Source organism: Dysgonomonas sp. GY617 (genome assembly GCF_015233815.1).
Taxonomy (GTDB): domain Bacteria; phylum Bacteroidota; class Bacteroidia; order Bacteroidales; family Dysgonomonadaceae; genus Dysgonomonas_A.
Genome location: NZ_JADCLR010000007.1, coordinates 70,230 through 86,156, shown reverse-complemented (window position 1 = coordinate 86,156; position 15,927 = coordinate 70,230). Strand labels below are relative to the sequence as shown.

Annotated in this window: 10 protein-coding genes; 5 read left to right on the top strand and 5 right to left on the bottom strand. The window is 35.0% G+C overall.

Annotated features, from left to right (window positions below; genetic code table 11):
• Window positions 1-67: 67 nt before the first annotated feature.
• The 4 genes from IR022_RS07485 to IR022_RS07470 all read right to left on the bottom strand — a co-directional run bounded on the left by IR022_RS07485 (window position 68) and on the right by IR022_RS07470 (window position 4,956).
• On the bottom strand, window positions 68-1,321 hold the full coding sequence (locus IR022_RS07485; protein WP_194203246.1) for a glutamate-5-semialdehyde dehydrogenase: 1,254 nt from the start codon (window positions 1,319-1,321) through the stop codon (window positions 68-70).
• Window positions 1,322-1,326: 5 nt separating this feature from the next.
• The gene (proB, locus tag IR022_RS07480) at window positions 1,327-2,424 is read right to left on the bottom strand and encodes a glutamate 5-kinase (protein ID WP_050708982.1); all 1,098 of its coding nucleotides are present in this window, start codon (window positions 2,422-2,424) and stop codon (window positions 1,327-1,329) included.
• Window positions 2,425-2,619: 195 nt separating this feature from the next.
• Window positions 2,620-4,269, bottom strand: a complete 1,650-nt coding sequence (locus IR022_RS07475; RefSeq protein ID WP_050708983.1) for an AMP-binding protein — start codon at window positions 4,267-4,269, stop codon at window positions 2,620-2,622.
• A gap of 132 nt (window positions 4,270-4,401) precedes the next feature.
• On the bottom strand, window positions 4,402-4,956 hold the full coding sequence (locus IR022_RS07470; protein WP_194203245.1) for a helix-turn-helix domain-containing protein: 555 nt from the start codon (window positions 4,954-4,956) through the stop codon (window positions 4,402-4,404).
• A 242-nt stretch (window positions 4,957-5,198) separates the two neighbouring features.
• Between IR022_RS07470 and IR022_RS07465 the strand changes: the two genes are divergently transcribed.
• Together IR022_RS07465 and IR022_RS07460 are read left to right on the top strand one after the other, a co-directional pair.
• Window positions 5,199-7,475, top strand: coding sequence for a cation:proton antiporter (locus IR022_RS07465; protein ID WP_194203244.1), 2,277 nt, complete (start codon window positions 5,199-5,201; stop codon window positions 7,473-7,475).
• 42 nt (window positions 7,476-7,517) lie between these two features.
• Window positions 7,518-9,737 carry a tetratricopeptide repeat protein gene (locus tag IR022_RS07460; protein ID WP_194203243.1) on the top strand — a complete coding sequence of 740 codons (2,220 nt, stop codon included), beginning with the start codon at window positions 7,518-7,520 and terminating at the stop codon, window positions 9,735-9,737.
• A gap of 43 nt (window positions 9,738-9,780) precedes the next feature.
• Here IR022_RS07460 and IR022_RS07455 read toward each other — a convergent pair whose 3' ends face one another.
• Window positions 9,781-10,587, bottom strand: coding sequence for a hypothetical protein (locus IR022_RS07455; RefSeq protein WP_194203242.1), 807 nt, complete (start codon window positions 10,585-10,587; stop codon window positions 9,781-9,783).
• 487 nt (window positions 10,588-11,074) lie between these two features.
• Between IR022_RS07455 and IR022_RS07450 the strand changes: the two genes are divergently transcribed.
• The 3 genes from IR022_RS07450 (at window position 11,075) to IR022_RS07440 (ending at window position 15,860) form a co-directional block, all read left to right on the top strand.
• Window positions 11,075-12,709 carry a dipeptidase gene (locus IR022_RS07450; protein WP_194203370.1) on the top strand — a complete coding sequence of 545 codons (1,635 nt, stop codon included), beginning with the start codon at window positions 11,075-11,077 and terminating at the stop codon, window positions 12,707-12,709.
• A 172-nt stretch (window positions 12,710-12,881) separates the two neighbouring features.
• Window positions 12,882-13,757 (top strand): urea transporter, encoded by an 876-nt coding sequence (locus IR022_RS07445; RefSeq protein ID WP_194203241.1) that lies wholly within the window; start codon window positions 12,882-12,884, stop codon window positions 13,755-13,757.
• 573 nt (window positions 13,758-14,330) lie between these two features.
• Window positions 14,331-15,860 carry a Do family serine endopeptidase gene (locus tag IR022_RS07440; protein WP_194203240.1) on the top strand — a complete coding sequence of 510 codons (1,530 nt, stop codon included), beginning with the start codon at window positions 14,331-14,333 and terminating at the stop codon, window positions 15,858-15,860.
• The last annotated feature ends 67 nt before the right edge of the window (window positions 15,861-15,927 follow it).

Sequence of the window (15,927 nt, the reverse complement as noted above, 5' to 3'; positions counted from 1 at the left end):
TGCGGTGATTTATACGATAACAATCTATACGTATTATGTTTACCAACGGAATGAAAGGTCTGAGACCTTAGGGTTTTCTTGTTTGTCCGCTACCTTCAATAATCCATTTATAGCTACAAAGTTCTTGTAGAGCCATAGGGCCTCGAGCGTGCATCTTTTGTGTGCTGATTCCTATTTCTGCTCCAAGTCCGAATTGAGAACCGTCAGTAAATGCTGTGGAAGCATTTACGTATACACATGCTGCATCGATGAGAGACTCGAATAGAATGGTTGCCGACTCATCTTCGGTTATAATGGCTTCGCTGTGTTTTGATCCATATTTTGAAATGTGATCAATAGCATCATGGATATTATTTACTGTTTTAACAGCCATCTTATAGTCTAGAAATTCAGTTCCAAAACTATCAGTGGATGCCTCTTTTAATAATTTGGATGGGTAATGATCATGTAAACTTTCATATGCTAATTTGTCGGCATAAATTACAACATGATCATTCTTTAGATTTTCACAGATGTATGGTAGATCATTCAACCTATCTCTATCGATAACAAGGCAATCAAGAGTGTTACATACGCTTACTCGTCTTATTTTTGCATTATGTACTATTTGTTGAGCAATGTCTTTATTTCCTGTTGTGTGGAAATAGGTATGGCATACTCCTGCACCAGTTTCTATAAAGGGGATACGTGCATTATCTCTCACATAGTTAATAAGAGAACTACCTCCTCTTGGTATAATAAGGTCTACATATTCTCTTGCACTTAAGAGCTCGTCAATAACTTCTCTATCATTAGGTAAGAGTGTGCATATATTGGGATTTGCATCGTAATCATCGAGAACGCCTCTTATTATTTCGACTATGGCTCGATTTGAAAAGGTGGCATCGGAACCTCCTTTTAATAGACATACATTTCCGGATTTGAAACATAGAGAGAATACGTCAAAGCAAACATTTGGGCGAGCTTCAAATATAACTCCTATCACTCCGAATGGAACTGCTTTTTTAGTTAAGTGTAAACCATTATCAAGTGTTTTCTTATCAAGAATTCTACCAATAGGAGAGGGGAGGTTAATTATATTTCGAATATCAGAAACAATTCCCATAATACGTTCTTCGGTGAGTTTTAATCTATCGTATTTAGGATTATCTTTATCCATTCTTTGCAGATCCTTTAGGTTCTCTGAAAGAATATAATGTATTTTTGCTTCAGTTTCCTTTGCAATAGCTTCCAGTAAAGAATTGATTTGTTCATCCTTTAAAAGAAGTAAATTTCGTCCTGCTGTTTTGGCTGCTTCAAACAGCTGTTTCGTGTCGTCCATTTTGTTTATGATTTATCAATATATAAGTAGTCGTAATGTATAATTGGTTTTTCATTACTCTTGCCTATAAGTTTTTCTACGGTTTTACTATCAAAAGCAATACGACCAACTCCGATTTGCTTTTTCTTATTATCAATAATTTTTACTATATCGTCCACTTCAAAGTCTCCCTCTATTTTTACTATACCAACAGGTAGTAGGCTAACAGCTTTTTCACTGATGAGAGCTTCTTTTGCACCGTCGTTGATATGTACTTCGCCTTTGGCAAAGCTTTCTGAATGTGCAATCCATTTCTTAACATTAGAAACTGCCTTTTTAGAAGGTTTGAATCGTGTACATATAGTTTTAGGATCAGAAATGAGATTCAATAATATATCATCTTTCTTTCCGTTAGCTATTATTACTTCTATGCCTTCTTCAGCTATCTTTCGGGCAATATTGTATTTAGTTTGCATTCCTCCACGTCCCGATGTCGATTTAGAGGTTTGTATAAACTCTTCTATCTGATCTTTCTTAGGATCTATTTCAGCAATTACGCTCGCTTTAGGGTCAACAGGGTTGCCATTATATATACCATCAATATTGCTTAATATAATTAATGTTTGACAATTCATCATCGTTGCAACTAAACCTGATAATTCGTCGTTGTCTGTGAACATTAATTCGTTGACCGAAATGGTATCATTTTCATTAACAATGGGTGTTACTCCATTTTGAAGCATAACAGTCATGCAATTACGTTGATTGAGGTAATGTCGACGAGTTGCAAAATCTTCTTTGGTTGCTAATATCTGACCACAAACAATATTATAGTTATCAAAAAGTGTAAAGTATTGATTGATAAGCTTTACCTGACCTATTGCCGAGTATAATTGTCGGGCAGAAACTACGTCTAATTTAGACTTTGGACTAATTGTTGATTTACCTGATGCCACGGCACCTGAAGAAACAAGAATAATTTCAATCCCCGATTTACGTAATGCGGCAATCTGATCAACTAATGCAGACATTCGGGTAACATCTAATGTGCCATCCTTTCTGGTAAGTACATTACTACCTATTTTTATAACTATTCGGTTCTTTTTTGAATTTTCCTTTTTCATTTTATATAAAATAACTACAATCTTATTTATCAAGATCTTATCAGGTGATATATACTTGGTGGTTTATTAAACTATTCCAAGAGATAAATAAGTTTGTGACCTCACAAAGTTAATAAAATCTCGAATCAAAAAAATACCTGCCTATTGTAATATAGGCAGGTATCTATAAAGAGTTTTCTTATTTTTCTTTCATCTTTATCTTTTTCGTATTTCCGCCCGTTTTATTTTACCACTAATTGTCTTGGGGAGTTCTTCCACAAATTCTATAATTCGCGGATATTTATAGGGGGCAGTAACTTTTTTTACATGGTCTTGTATTTCTTTTATAAGAGCTTCTCCAGCTTTAGCTTTGTAATCGGATGCTAAAACAATAGTTGCTTTTATTATCTGACCTCGTATTTCGTCAGGTACACCTGTTATAGCACATTCTACAACGGCAGGATGGGTCATTAGAGCACTTTCTACTTCGAATGGTCCGATTCTGTAACCAGAGCTTTTAATAACATCATCGAGGCGACCTATAAACCAAAAATAACCATCTTCGTCTCTCCAGGCTACATCACCTGTGTGGTATACATTATCATAATATACCTGATTGGTAAGAGCTTCGTCTCTATAGTATCCCATAAATAACCCAAGAGGTTTTATCCCATTATTTGTTTTTATGACTACCTCGCCAGATTCTCCTTCTTCAGCAGAACGTCCTTCAGCAGTGATAAGATCAATATCGTAAGCAGGATTAGAAACACCCATTGCTCCGGGTTTAGGTTCTAACCAAGGGAAGGTTATAATGGTAGGAGTAGTTTCTGTTTGTCCGAATGCCTCCATCATTTTGATTCCAGTAGCCTTATAGAATGCCTCAAATACCGATGCATTGAGGGCTTCTCCGGCTGTTGTGCAATACTTAAGAGACGATAAATCGTATTTGCTGATATCGTCACGAATCATAAATCGATAAACTGTGGGAGGTGCACAAAATGATGTGATTTTATATTTTTCGATCAATTCAAGCATTTTAGCTGATGTGAATTTTTCGTGATCGTAAGCTACTACTGTTGCCCCAACAATCCATTGTCCGTATAGCTTTCCCCATACTGCTTTTGCCCAACCTGTATCAGATACAGTTAAGTGTACACTGTCTTCCGTGAGGTTATGCCAATATTTTGCTGTAACGATATGTCCCAATGGATAGGTGAAATTGTGGATTACCATCTTTGGTTCACCTGTAGTTCCTGAAGTAAAATAAAGTATCGAAATATCTTCGTTGTTATTTACATGTTCAGGACGAGCGAATGGTTTTGCATTATCTAATCCTTTATAGAAATTTTTCCAACCATCGGGTGTATTATCTCCCCATGTAATAAGATGTTTTATGGTAGGAGATTGTGATAATGCTTCATCTACATGTTTGCGGATAAGATCGTCATCTGTTGTTACAATAGCTTTTATATCAGCTGCATTGTTTCTGTAAATAATATCTTTTGGAGTTAACAAATGTGTAGCAGGAATTGCTACAGCTCCTATTTTATGTAGTCCGACAATAGCAAACCAAAACTCGTAACGTCGTTTTAGTATTAACATCACTTTATCTCCTTTGCCAATACCTAGTGATTGGAAGAATGATGCAGCCTTGTCGCTCTGTTCTTTTATATCTTGAAATGTAAAGTCTATATGTTCTCCTTCTTCATTAGACCAGCAAAGTGCAATCTTAGAAGGTTTTGTTTTTGCCCATTCATCTACAATGTCATAGGCAAAGTTAAAGTTGTCGGGAATATTTACGTGAAAATTATTTTTGAAATCCTCGGTAGATGTAAATTCTATTTGTTTTAAAAATTTCTCTAGCATAGTTTCTTTAAATTAGGGTCTTAGACCTATTTGTTGAAAGTAATTTGAAAATACTTAATTGTTGTCTTACTTTAGTAAAAAAAACTACAATTACAGTTTTTATTTACCAAAGCAATAAAAAAGTGTAATACCTTAAACTATTACTGCTAAAAATTTGACAGGCTTACCATCTAAAGCTTTCATCCCATGAGGTAAGCTGGGGTCGAAGTAGAGGCTGTCGCCTTTTTCTAGAATAAGATCTTTTCCATTGATCTGGAGTAAGAGTCTACCTTTAAATACAAGGTTAAATTCTTGTCCGGAGTGTTTACTCAGGTGGATTGGTGTATCATCAGCTTTTGGTTCTACTGTAACTATAAAAATATCAGCCTTTCTGTTTGCGAACCCTGTTGCTAAAGCCTGATATTGATATTCTTCAACACGTTTGATTGCTAACCCTTTTTCTTTTCGTGTAATAGCATAGCTATTCATACGAGGTTCTTCATCAAACATGAGAGTTGTAATGTCTACATTGTACTGTGTGGCAATTTTTTTGAGTAGGCTGATAGAAAAATCTTTTTTCCCTGCTTCGTACTCGATATAGTCTTCGAGCGGAATGTCACATGATGCTGCAAACTCAGCTTTTGTAAGCTCTAACGCATCACGTAAACCTTTAAGTCGCAGCCCAATTTGTTTTAATTCGTCATTCATCAGAATATATATGTTTAATGGTGATTATGTAAGTAATCTAAAATATAAACGTTATTCTTTAAAATCTAAAAAGCCATTATTTTATTGAAATAATTTGAAAGCTTTATAGCTTAATGCTCCCAAAGTTAGTGAAAAGTTTTCTACACCTGTAAAAAAGTGAAGACTATTATCTGTCCTAATTAGGGCAGTCGTCTAGCGCAAAATTTATATATTTGCATCCAAATGAATTATGTGCTAATCGTATGAGTAAACATAAAAACCTTATATTTTATATATCAGTTATAGGTGTATTATCTGTTATAATCTATTTTGTATTGTCTTTAGGTCAGAATCAATTACAACCCTCATTGGATGGGAATGAGATTGTTAGTCAACATTCGGCATGGACCAATTTTTCTACATCCGTTATTCAAGAAGCAACGGGTTCTACGGCTTTATTAATTCTACAAATAATTGTTATTCTCTGTTTTGTACGTCTGTTTGGTTGGGTTTGTCAAAAGATTGGACAACCAACTGTTATTGGCGAGATTATAGCAGGTATTGTACTAGGTCCATCTCTTTTAGGAGCATTCTTTCCTGAAATGTCGGAGCTTATCTTTCCTGAGTCATCTATAGGTAGTATAAAGCTTCTTAGTGAAATAGGTTTGATTCTCTTTATGTTTATTGTAGGGATGGAATTAGATCTAAAGGTGTTGAAAAATAGAGCTAATGATGCCGTACTGATAAGTCATACCTGTATTGCTATTTTATTTACATTAGGTATTATATTCTCGTATTTTATTTATCCTTACTTTTCTCACCCCAATGGGCATTTTGTGTCCTTTGCCTTATTTATGGGAATAGCAATGAGTATAACGGCTTTCCCCGTATTGGCAAGGATTGTGCATGAGAGAGGGTTAAATAAGACTCCTCTGGGTGCTATGGTGATAACTTGTGCTGCGGTTGATGATATTACGGCTTGGTGTCTTTTAGCGGCAGTTATAGCTATCGCAAAGGCGGGTACTTTTGTAAGTTCTTTATATGTGATCTTTTTTGCAGTGGTATATGTTATTTTGATGTTCAAATTGGTACGTCCTTTCTTACAGAGAGTTGCCGATCTGCAAACATCAAAAAATATTATAAGTAAGTCAATTATAGGTATCTTCTTTTTAGTATTATTTCTATCTTCTTATCTAACCAGTATAATTGGTATTCACCCCTTGTTTGGTGCTTTCTTAGCAGGAGTTATAATGCCTCCTAACATCAATTTTAGAAAACTATTTATAGATAAGATTGAGGATATTTCATTGGTGATACTCCTTCCTTTATTCTTTGTATATACGGGTTTGAATACACGGATAGGCTTGTTGAATGACGGCTATCTTTGGATGATCTGCGGAATAATTATTTTAATTGCAACAACAGGTAAACTTGTGGGAGGAGCTTTAGTATCGAGGTTCATAGGTTTTGATTGGAAATCGAGCATGACCATAGGGGCATTGATGAACACCAGAGGGTTAATGGAGCTTGTGGTACTTAATATAGGTTATGATCTGGGGATTCTTACGCCCGAAGTATTTGCAATGATGGTTGTAATGGCTCTAGTTACAACTTTTATGACAAGCCCCCTGCTTGATCTTATTGACAGAATCTTTAAAAATAGAGTTCCGGCAAATATCACAGAACGCAAAGTATATAAAATATTAGCTCCATTTAAAAATATTGAGCTAGGGGAAAAGCTGCTACTGATAGCTAATTCTTTTGTGAAGAAGAGTCAAAACTATTCAGAGATCAATATGGTACACTTTACCCCTGGTAATAATCTGTATCAGTATAGTATAGAGGACGAAGAGCGTGACACTTTTGAGCCTATTCTAGAAAAGGCTCGAGAATTGGGTCAGCCAGTTAATACAATGTTTGAAGTAGCCTCCGAACCTTTTGCCAAAATAGTAAAACTATCTAATGATGGCGATTATGATCTTTTGTTGATTGGTGCACATTATTCTATATATCAAGGAAATCTATTAGGTCAGTTTTTAGGTCTCTCTACTAAATTATTACGTTTTCCTGCTCATTTATTTTCGTTCTTAAAGAAAAATAAGAGGGTGACGAATCGCGATGTCTTATCGTTGGGTGATGGAACACATTCTGTCTTGAAAAATAGTAATTTGTCGGTTGGCATATTTATTGATAGAGGTTTAACAGAGATCAAAAATGTTATAGTTCCCATTCTTGATGAAGACGACATCTTCGTTGGAGATTTTATGGAACGCCTTACTCAGAATTCATATGTTCGTATAACCCTTTGGGATGCAATTGGTTTGATGGATAATTCTATTGAATTTGTAAAGAGTGTTAGAGGTATTAAGGCGGTTAATCCTTACTTGTTTCAATTGTGGAACAATAACATTCCGATAGATGTTGATATTTTTAAGAAGCACGATTTATTGATGGTGAGCTTAAAGAGTTGGAAAAACCTAAGAGAGAGATATCCCTCATGGGAAAAAGATGTTCCATCTACTTTAATATTAAACGATTGATATAAGTGCCTAGTTTATCACTAATAATGCTGAATCGAAATTATGGATTATAAAAATGCACTTACATATAAGAAAGAGGTATTTGAGAAACTGTCAAAAAGGCAGTTGAAAGATGCTTTTGAACTATTGACAAAGTTGGTAGTAAATACTCAAGATTGGCATGCCTCGGAGAAACTAAGTGAGTTAGAAACCAATTACAAATACATGTTGCATTATCCTTTTGAGGATACAGTTGATCCTCAAAAGGATACTATTTACAATACTATTCTAAGGACTTTATATGAGCTTACTGATGATGCCTCAGATGAATTATTGACGATAGATTCGTCTAATATTTTTTACGAACGATTGAGAATTAATACAGTTCGCACACCCTTAACTTTGAGTGAAATAAAAAAGCAACTGAAAGATGTAACTGAATCTTGGGCTTTGGCTGATCTTCTGGAAGCTGGAGATATTAAGCAGGCAAAGTTGCGAGAGTTATCGGTTAAAAGAGAGCGCACCGGATCTGAGCTATTTAATTATATGTTTATTTCGGCACGAGCAAGCGAGCAAGATGAGGCTGAGTATATATCTTTCCTCAATCAAGAGGAAGTTCCAGTTCGTGAGAAATTATTATTTATATCAGCTTTGACACTGAATTTATTTCATCGTTTTGATGGACGTAAACTTTGTGTGTTGATGAATGCTTGTCAATCTGAAGAAAATTCTATTAGGTTGCGTGCTATAGTTGGCCTTATCATTGTTTTGCAGATGTATGATGTACGTTGGCAATTATATCCTGAGTGCCAATTCAAGTTAGATGCTTTAGCCGAAGATGAAACTTTTCGAAGATCGGTGCTAGCTGTGGTAAAACAATTGATTCGCTCACGCGAGACAGAAGAAATTAGCCGTAAGTTGACAGAGGAAATTATACCTGAGATGATGAAATTCAATTCGCTTGCTGGCAAAAAATTGAATATGCAGGATTTGATGGGTGAAACTGATTTTGCAGATAAAAATCCGGATTGGCAAAAAGAACTCGAAAATTCGGGATTGGCTAATAAATTACAAGAGTATTCGAGCTTACAAATGGAGGGGGCAGACGTTTTTCACTCTACATTTTCGAGTTTAAAGAATTTTCCATTCTTTGGCGAACTTAGCAATTGGTTTTTACCTTTTGATGCTCAATATTCGGAACTTCAACCTCTGTTTTCGGACAAAGAAGGCTTAAATGCGTTATTGCAAACCGCTGTTCTGAATTCATCACATATGTGTAATTCAGATAAGTATTCGTTTGCTTTTAGTTTGATGCAAATACCATCGAGTCAAAGACAAATGATGGCGGGTCGTTTTGGTGAAGAGTCGGATCAGTTAAAAGAAATGCAAAAGGAAGCCGAATCTCTAAACTCTAAAGTGGGTGAGGAAATAATATCTAATCAATATATTCAAGATTTATATCGCTTCTTCAAGCTATATCCATATAAAAATAACTTCTTTGATATATTCAAATTGAGGTTAAACTTTTATGATAAAAAATCTATCAGCCCATTGATTTCAGATCATAACAGTATGCTGCAAATTGCAAACTATTGTTTTGATAAGAATTTCTTTTCTGAGGCATTAGGTATTTATCAAAAATTGATAGATAACGGTGCTTTTGAATCTGATCTTTGGCAAAAGTTGGGTTACTGTAAACAAATGCTAGATGATCTGAAAGGGGCATTGGATGCTTTTTTACAAGCCGAATTATTGTCTCCTGATAATTCTTGGATTATAAAGAGAATTGCACAGGTTTATAAGTCGTTGAAGGATCCACAACGTGCGTTGGAATACTATCAGCGTGCAGCTCAGCTGAATCCTAATAATTTGAATCTGGAGCTAAATATAGGTCATTGCTATTTGGATTTAGGAGAGTATGATAAGGCATTGAATTGCTATTTCAAAATAGAGGTCTTAGATAGTAAAAGCTCTAAATCGTGGCGTCCTATTGCTTGGACTGCATTTCTTTTAAGAAAGTTTGAGTTGGCACAACAATATTACCAACAGATATTGGCTGATAAACCTAATGTTCACGATTTTTTAAATGCAGGGCATGTGGAGTTGTGTTTAAATCACAAGAAAACAGCATTAGATTTTTATTTAAAGGCCGTAAGAAAATCATCTGACTTCAATCAATTTGTAGCCTTATTCGAAGAGGATGCTAAAGAACTTATAGCAGCGGGAGTAGACACATCGTTCTTTCCGTTCCTATTAGACGAATTAAGGTACAAACTCGACTAAAGAGTTTATACCTTAATTTTGGTTTAATATAAGATATGGAGTTTTAATTACAAGGTATTCCAAATAAATCTAATCCATCTGTCCATACAGGAACAACTGTTCCATCTTTTTCTAATCTGAATATTGCACGTGAAGGAAAGAAGCATTCGGTATTGTCAAAACTAAATGTATCTCTCCACTTAAAATCATCTGTATAAGTAAAATACAGATTCCCTATATTAGCATATACTTTAGTCGGTATATTGTCAGCGTAGTCTGCTTCAATATTGCTGTAATAGTCATTTATTTTAGCTTCTGCCTCTTTGTAGTTTCGTCCGTAAACTAATTCTATCTTTTTATCGCTGGCAAAAATCGGCTTTCCGTTTTTGCTTGAATCGAAACCGTTTAGTGTGAAAGCAAATATATTGGTTTTGCATTCATCCAATCCAAAAATAACTTTTTGAGGTTTCAGAACATCAAAGCCTTTTGTGCCATACACGTAAAAGTCTTTCTCTACATGTGGTTTCATCTCTTTCTCTACTTTTTCATTATATAGCAGACTATATACTCCTAGACTATCGACTATCTGTACTCCTCTAATGGGTATTGCTTCATCGAATTGAGAGTAAAACCAATTTGCCTTAATAGAGTCTTGTTCCTCTATTCTGTCAAATATTTTATCGAAAACCGTAGCAGAGTCAGTTTCTGCATAATTAATAACAATAGCAGTTGTCTTAGGAGATAATTCGTATATTGAGTATACTGCATTTCCTTTTAAGACTTTGTCGTTTATGCCAGTTGCGGCAGCGTTCTGAGTTGGATGTAAGATACCAAGGATAATAAGAGTACTTAAAAGATATAAGCTTCTCATAAATAGGGGTTTTCTTAATTTGATTAAAAGAAATTTGTTTGCAAATATAAATAATAATTTGCTGTAAAATATCTATTGCTATATTTTATAGTTTTATGAGCCTTTGGTAGTTATGCTAACTCGATAAATAATAAGGTCTGGGACTTCAGTCTGATGTATTTGAGAAAAAATAATGAGAATTTGAAGATCTTTAAAATAATAAAAGGAGATTTTTCACAAAATCTCCTTTTATGAGTTAATTTAGGTATTAGTGTTTAAGGTAAAAAGATTGTTTTAGGTTATCGATACAAAGAAACATGTTTATTGTATAAGTTCCAAGTAAAAATTTATATTGTAAAACATGTTTTATATTCTATTATCATTAAAATGTTTTGATTATATTAAATTGTGTTGAAAAGACCCATAAAGCCTACTTTGCTTTTATTTTTTTATAAGTATATTTACAACATAGAAACAAATTTAATAAAATATTACAAAGAAAAAAATGATGAAAAAGGCTTTATTGTTACTTTTTTCGGTTATTACTACTTTTTCGACAAGCTTTGCGTGTACAAGTTTGTTGGTAGGAAAAGCAGCATCAACTGACGGTTCTACTATGATAACTTATTCTGCTGATTCTTATTCTCTATATGGAGAATTATATCATTGGCCAGCAAAAAAATATGCACCGGGAGAAATGCTGAAAGTATACGACTGGGATTCGGGTAAATTTTTAGGTGAAATAAAGCAAGTAGCCGAGACTTATAATGTTGTAGGAAATATGAACGAGCATCAGCTGACTATTTCTGAATCTACATTTGGAGGACGTGATGGTTTGGTTGATCCTGATGGTATTGTGGATTATGGCAGTCTTATATATATTACCTTACAACGCGCTAAAACAGCTCGTGAGGCTATAACAGTGATGACTGATCTTGTTGCTGAATATGGCTATGCAAGTGGCGGCGAGTCTTTTTCTATTGCTGATCCTAACGAAGTGTGGGTGATGGAAATGATTGGAAAAGGAAAAGGTAATAAAGGCGCAGTTTGGGTTGCTGTACGTATTCCAGACGATTGTATTTCGGCACATGCAAACCAAGCACGTATACAACAATTTCCATTGAAGGGTTCTAAGGATTGTCTTTATTCGAAAGATGTGATTTCTTTTGCTCGCGAAAAAGGATATTTTTCAGGAAAAGATGCAGACTTTAGTTTTGCAAAGGCATATAATCCTCTAGACTTTGGTGGACAGCGTTATTGTGAGGCTCGTGTTTGGAGTTTCTTTAATCGTTTTAATAAAGATATGGCAGGATTTGTTACTTATGCTTTAGGGCAAACATATGAGCCAATGCCATTGTATATTAAACCTGATAGAAAAGTAAGTCTGACCGATTTGAAAGATATGATGAGAGATCATTACGAAGGTACTCCATTAGATTGGCGTTTTGATATTGGTGCAGGACCTTTTGAGGCTCCTTATCGTTGGGCTCCGCTAGAGTGGGAGGTCGATTCGGTGAAATACTGTAACGAGCGTCCTATTGCAACACAACAAGCTGGTTTTGTTTTCGTATCTCAAATGCGTTCGTGGTTACCTAATCCGATAGGTGGAGTGCTTTGGTTTGGTGTGGATGATCCTGCACATACTGTATTTACTCCGATGTATGCTTCTGTAACACAAATACCCGAATCGTTCAGAGTTGGGAATGGCGATTTATACAACTTCTCTTGGACTTCTGCTTTCTGGATTAATAATTGGGTATCTAACATGGTTTATGGTAAATATAACTATATGCATCCAGATTTACTAAAAGTACAACAGGAGCTAGAGTCTAAATTTTTGTCTCAACAATCAGAGATTGAAAATAAGGCATCACAATTATATGCGGATTCTCCGGCTAAGGCTGTAGCTTACTTAACTGAATATAGTAATGAGCAAGCTCAGTACGCTTTTGATAAGTGGAAAAAATTGGGAGAATTTTTAACCATTAAATATATGGACGGAATTGTTCGCAAAGAAAAAGATGGAGAATTTATCCGTAATGAACATGGTAACCCATCGGCACCGCAACGTGTAGGGTATCCTCAAAAATTCTACGACGAAGTGGTTAAACAAACTGGAGATAGATATAAAGTTACAGAGTAACTAGTATTATATGACTCGAAGTTAAAAAAAGGTGTTGTTAAATTTTTAACAACACCTTTAATTGAAATAGATAAAAGTGTATAAGGGAATAAGTAATTGTGAATTCTCTTTTTTTTGTTCTGATGTCAAAAATGGACTTAAGTATTTGCCGTTATAATTTATTATTAATAAGATGGACAATGTTCTAACTTTTTCTAAATCTGTCTTTCGTGGTTTTGGACAAATTATGCTACAAGCCAACTATTGGACAGGAATACTTTTTCTTATTGCTATTTGTTATGATTCGATATGGATGGGAGTAGCTGCGCTGCTCAGCAATATAGTAGGAGTTTTGACAGCGAAGATTCTTAAATTCGACAAAACCAATATTGAAGATGGTCTTTATGGTTTCAATGCAACTTTAGTTGGCGTTGCACTAGTTTTCTATTTTCAGTTTAATATCTGGGTTGCATTGGCAATTATTATAGGATCTGCTATGAGTACAGTATTGATGGAGATTGCTCTTCGCAAGAAGTTTCCGGCTTTTACATTTCCATTCATTTTGGTTACTTGGGTTCTTCTATTTATTCTAAGTATTCCTCACTTGGCTCTACCTACAGTGTCAGAGCATTTTGTGGATATTACTGCACTGGAAGACTTTTGGATTGAAGGTCATGCCTTCGGACAAGTTATATTTCAGGGAAGTGTTATTGCTGGTCTCATCTTTATAATTGCTGTATTTATTAATTCACCTATAGGTGCATTATACGGATTTGTGGCTTCTATCATCAGTGTGGCTATATCACATCACTTTCATGAACCTGTGGATCAGATTACTGCCGGTATTTTCAGTTTCAATGCAGTATTATGCGGTATTGCCTGTAGTGGTCTTAAGCCCCGTGATGGTATTTATGTGTTTATTGCCGTTGTTTTGTCTACCCTTATCGACATATGGATGATAGACCATGGCTGGACTACATTGACATTTCCGTTCGTACTTTCTATGTGGATAGTATTAGTAATCAAGAAATATACTTCTAATATAAACTTGCTACCAAAGGATAAATAACTCCTGTTATTTCCAATTATAATAAAGATTGCCCATATGTTGTATTTACATATGGGCAATTTATTTTCTACAATTGATAAGTCTATTTGCTTTTAACTGATGTGATTGAATAGTATTCAACCTATTTTATAAAAGGAAGTAGTTTCTTCTGTTCACCGTAAATTGAGTGACGAAATCTATGGTGGGTTATCATTCAAAAATGATTGTTTTATGGGCATTATAGAGAGTCGCGGTATGTCTTGTTTAATAATTGAGTTATTGTGTGGACACGTATGTAGGATATGGCTAAAATCGCAGATATCTACTTTTGATATAACTTTATTACTTGTTCTGTTAAAAGTACTATCTTTATTGAAAATGTTCTTTTTGTGTCATATTTGGCTGACAAGTTGGCAGTCAATAGCTGAAATAAATGTTAGCTTTGATTCATAGCTTGTTAAACGCTGTTAAGCGTAAATTTTACTGGTTAAAAGTGTTAAAAAATGGAGATAGTCGTACAAATGTGAATGTTTTTTGTTTATACATTTGAAGAAAGAAATTGAATGATTAATTTAAAATAAAAACGAATTAGATATGAGTAAATTTTGGAAAAGTGCCTCTACTTATATGGTAGCTGCATTGATTAGTATTGGTGCTTCTTATGGCACATATAGTTACTTAAATAGCCGATCTGATTATAGTGGTGCTGATGTATTTAATTATGGACAAGGTTTTGACCAGAAGAATGTGCATCTGGCTTCTTTAACAGCAGAAGGCTATCCTGATTTTACTAAAGCAGCTGAGAGTTCTATTCATGCAGTGGTGCATATCAAGTCTACTGTGAAGTCAACAGAAGTAGCAGGACGTCGCCAAAGACAAATGGTAGATCCTTTTGAGTATTTCTTTGGATTTGGTGACCGAGGTGGTTCCGAATACATGAATCCTCAGCCAAGTGTAGGTTACGGATCGGGAGTTATTATTTCTAAAGATGGTTATGTAATTACAAATAACCATGTGATCGATAAAGCTACAGAGATAGAGGTTACAATGAATGATAACAGAAAATTTCCGGCTAAGCTTGTTGGAGCCGATCCTACAACAGATATTGCTTTGTTGAAGATTGAAGGAGCTGAATTTCCTTATATACCATTTGGTAGTTCGGATGACTTGAAGGTTGGAGAATGGGTATTAGCTGTTGGTAATCCTTTTAATCTAACTTCTACCGTAACTGCAGGAATCGTAAGTGCCAAAGGACGTGGAGGTATAGGTGCAGGAAAGCCCGGAGGAGATATGACTATTCAGTCTTTTATCCAAACTGATGCAGCTATAAACCCAGGTAACAGTGGTGGTGCATTGGTGAATACTAATGGACAATTGATTGGTATTAATACAGCAATATATTCTCAAACCGGAAACTTTGCAGGGTATGGATTTGCTGTTCCTATCTCAATTGCAGGAAAAGTAGTGGCTGATATTAAAGAGTTTGGAACCGTTCAACGCGCTGTTCTGGGTGTTATGATTAGCGATGTAGCGGCAGTTGAAGATATAAGCCCAGAGAAAGCTAAAAACCTGAAAGTTAAGGAGGGTGTTTATGTAGGAGGTTTTGCAGATCGTAGTCCGGCAAAAGAAGCAGGTGTATTAGAAGGCGATGCTATTGTTGCTATAAACAAAACTAAAGTTCGTAATGTAGGAGAACTTCAAGACTTAGTAAATAGATATCGTCCTGGCGATAAAGTAGAATTGACTATTGACAGAAATGGAAAACAATCTACTATTGCGGTAACTTTAAAGAATAGTTCAGGTAGTACTTCAGTTGTGAAGAAAACCGATGGCTTGGCATCTGTAGGGGCTGCATTTAAGAATCTCTCAGAAGAGCAAAAGAGACAATATGGTGTAAGCTATGGTGTGGAAGTTGCTGGCGTGGATGATAATGGTAAGTTTAAAAAAGGTGGAATTACTAAAGGTTTCATTATTATGAAAATTAATAATAGATCAGTATCATCTGCCGAAGAAGCAGAGCAAATCATAGAAGCAGTAGCTCAAAGTCAAGATAAAGGATTATTTATCTCAGGATTCTATGCAAATGGAAGAACCAAGTATTATGCGATTGATTTGAATGAGTAATAGTAACTCTAAATCGAATTAACAAAGTATAACGTTTAGCTCTTCGATCAAAATGAGGAGTTAAACG

Excerpts from the sequence above, each read along its gene's own strand:
- proB (WP_050708982.1), bottom strand. The coding sequence starts at position 2,424 with ATGAAAAAGGAAAATTCAAAAAAGAACCGAATAGTTATAAAAATAGGT.
- IR022_RS07465 (WP_194203244.1), top strand. The coding sequence starts at position 5,199 with ATGAGTAAACATAAAAACCTTATATTTTATATATCAGTTATAGGTGTA.
- IR022_RS07485 (WP_194203246.1), bottom strand. The coding sequence starts at position 1,321 with ATGGACGACACGAAACAGCTGTTTGAAGCAGCCAAAACAGCAGGACGA.
- IR022_RS07460 (WP_194203243.1), top strand. The coding sequence starts at position 7,518 with ATGGATTATAAAAATGCACTTACATATAAGAAAGAGGTATTTGAGAAA.
- IR022_RS07470 (WP_194203245.1), bottom strand. The coding sequence starts at position 4,956 with ATGAATGACGAATTAAAACAAATTGGGCTGCGACTTAAAGGTTTACGT.
- IR022_RS07445 (WP_194203241.1), top strand. The coding sequence starts at position 12,882 with ATGGACAATGTTCTAACTTTTTCTAAATCTGTCTTTCGTGGTTTTGGA.
- IR022_RS07440 (WP_194203240.1), top strand. The coding sequence starts at position 14,331 with ATGAGTAAATTTTGGAAAAGTGCCTCTACTTATATGGTAGCTGCATTG.
- IR022_RS07455 (WP_194203242.1), bottom strand. The coding sequence starts at position 10,587 with ATGAGAAGCTTATATCTTTTAAGTACTCTTATTATCCTTGGTATCTTA.
- IR022_RS07475 (WP_050708983.1), bottom strand. The coding sequence starts at position 4,269 with ATGCTAGAGAAATTTTTAAAACAAATAGAATTTACATCTACCGAGGAT.
- IR022_RS07450 (WP_194203370.1), top strand. The coding sequence starts at position 11,075 with ATGAAAAAGGCTTTATTGTTACTTTTTTCGGTTATTACTACTTTTTCG.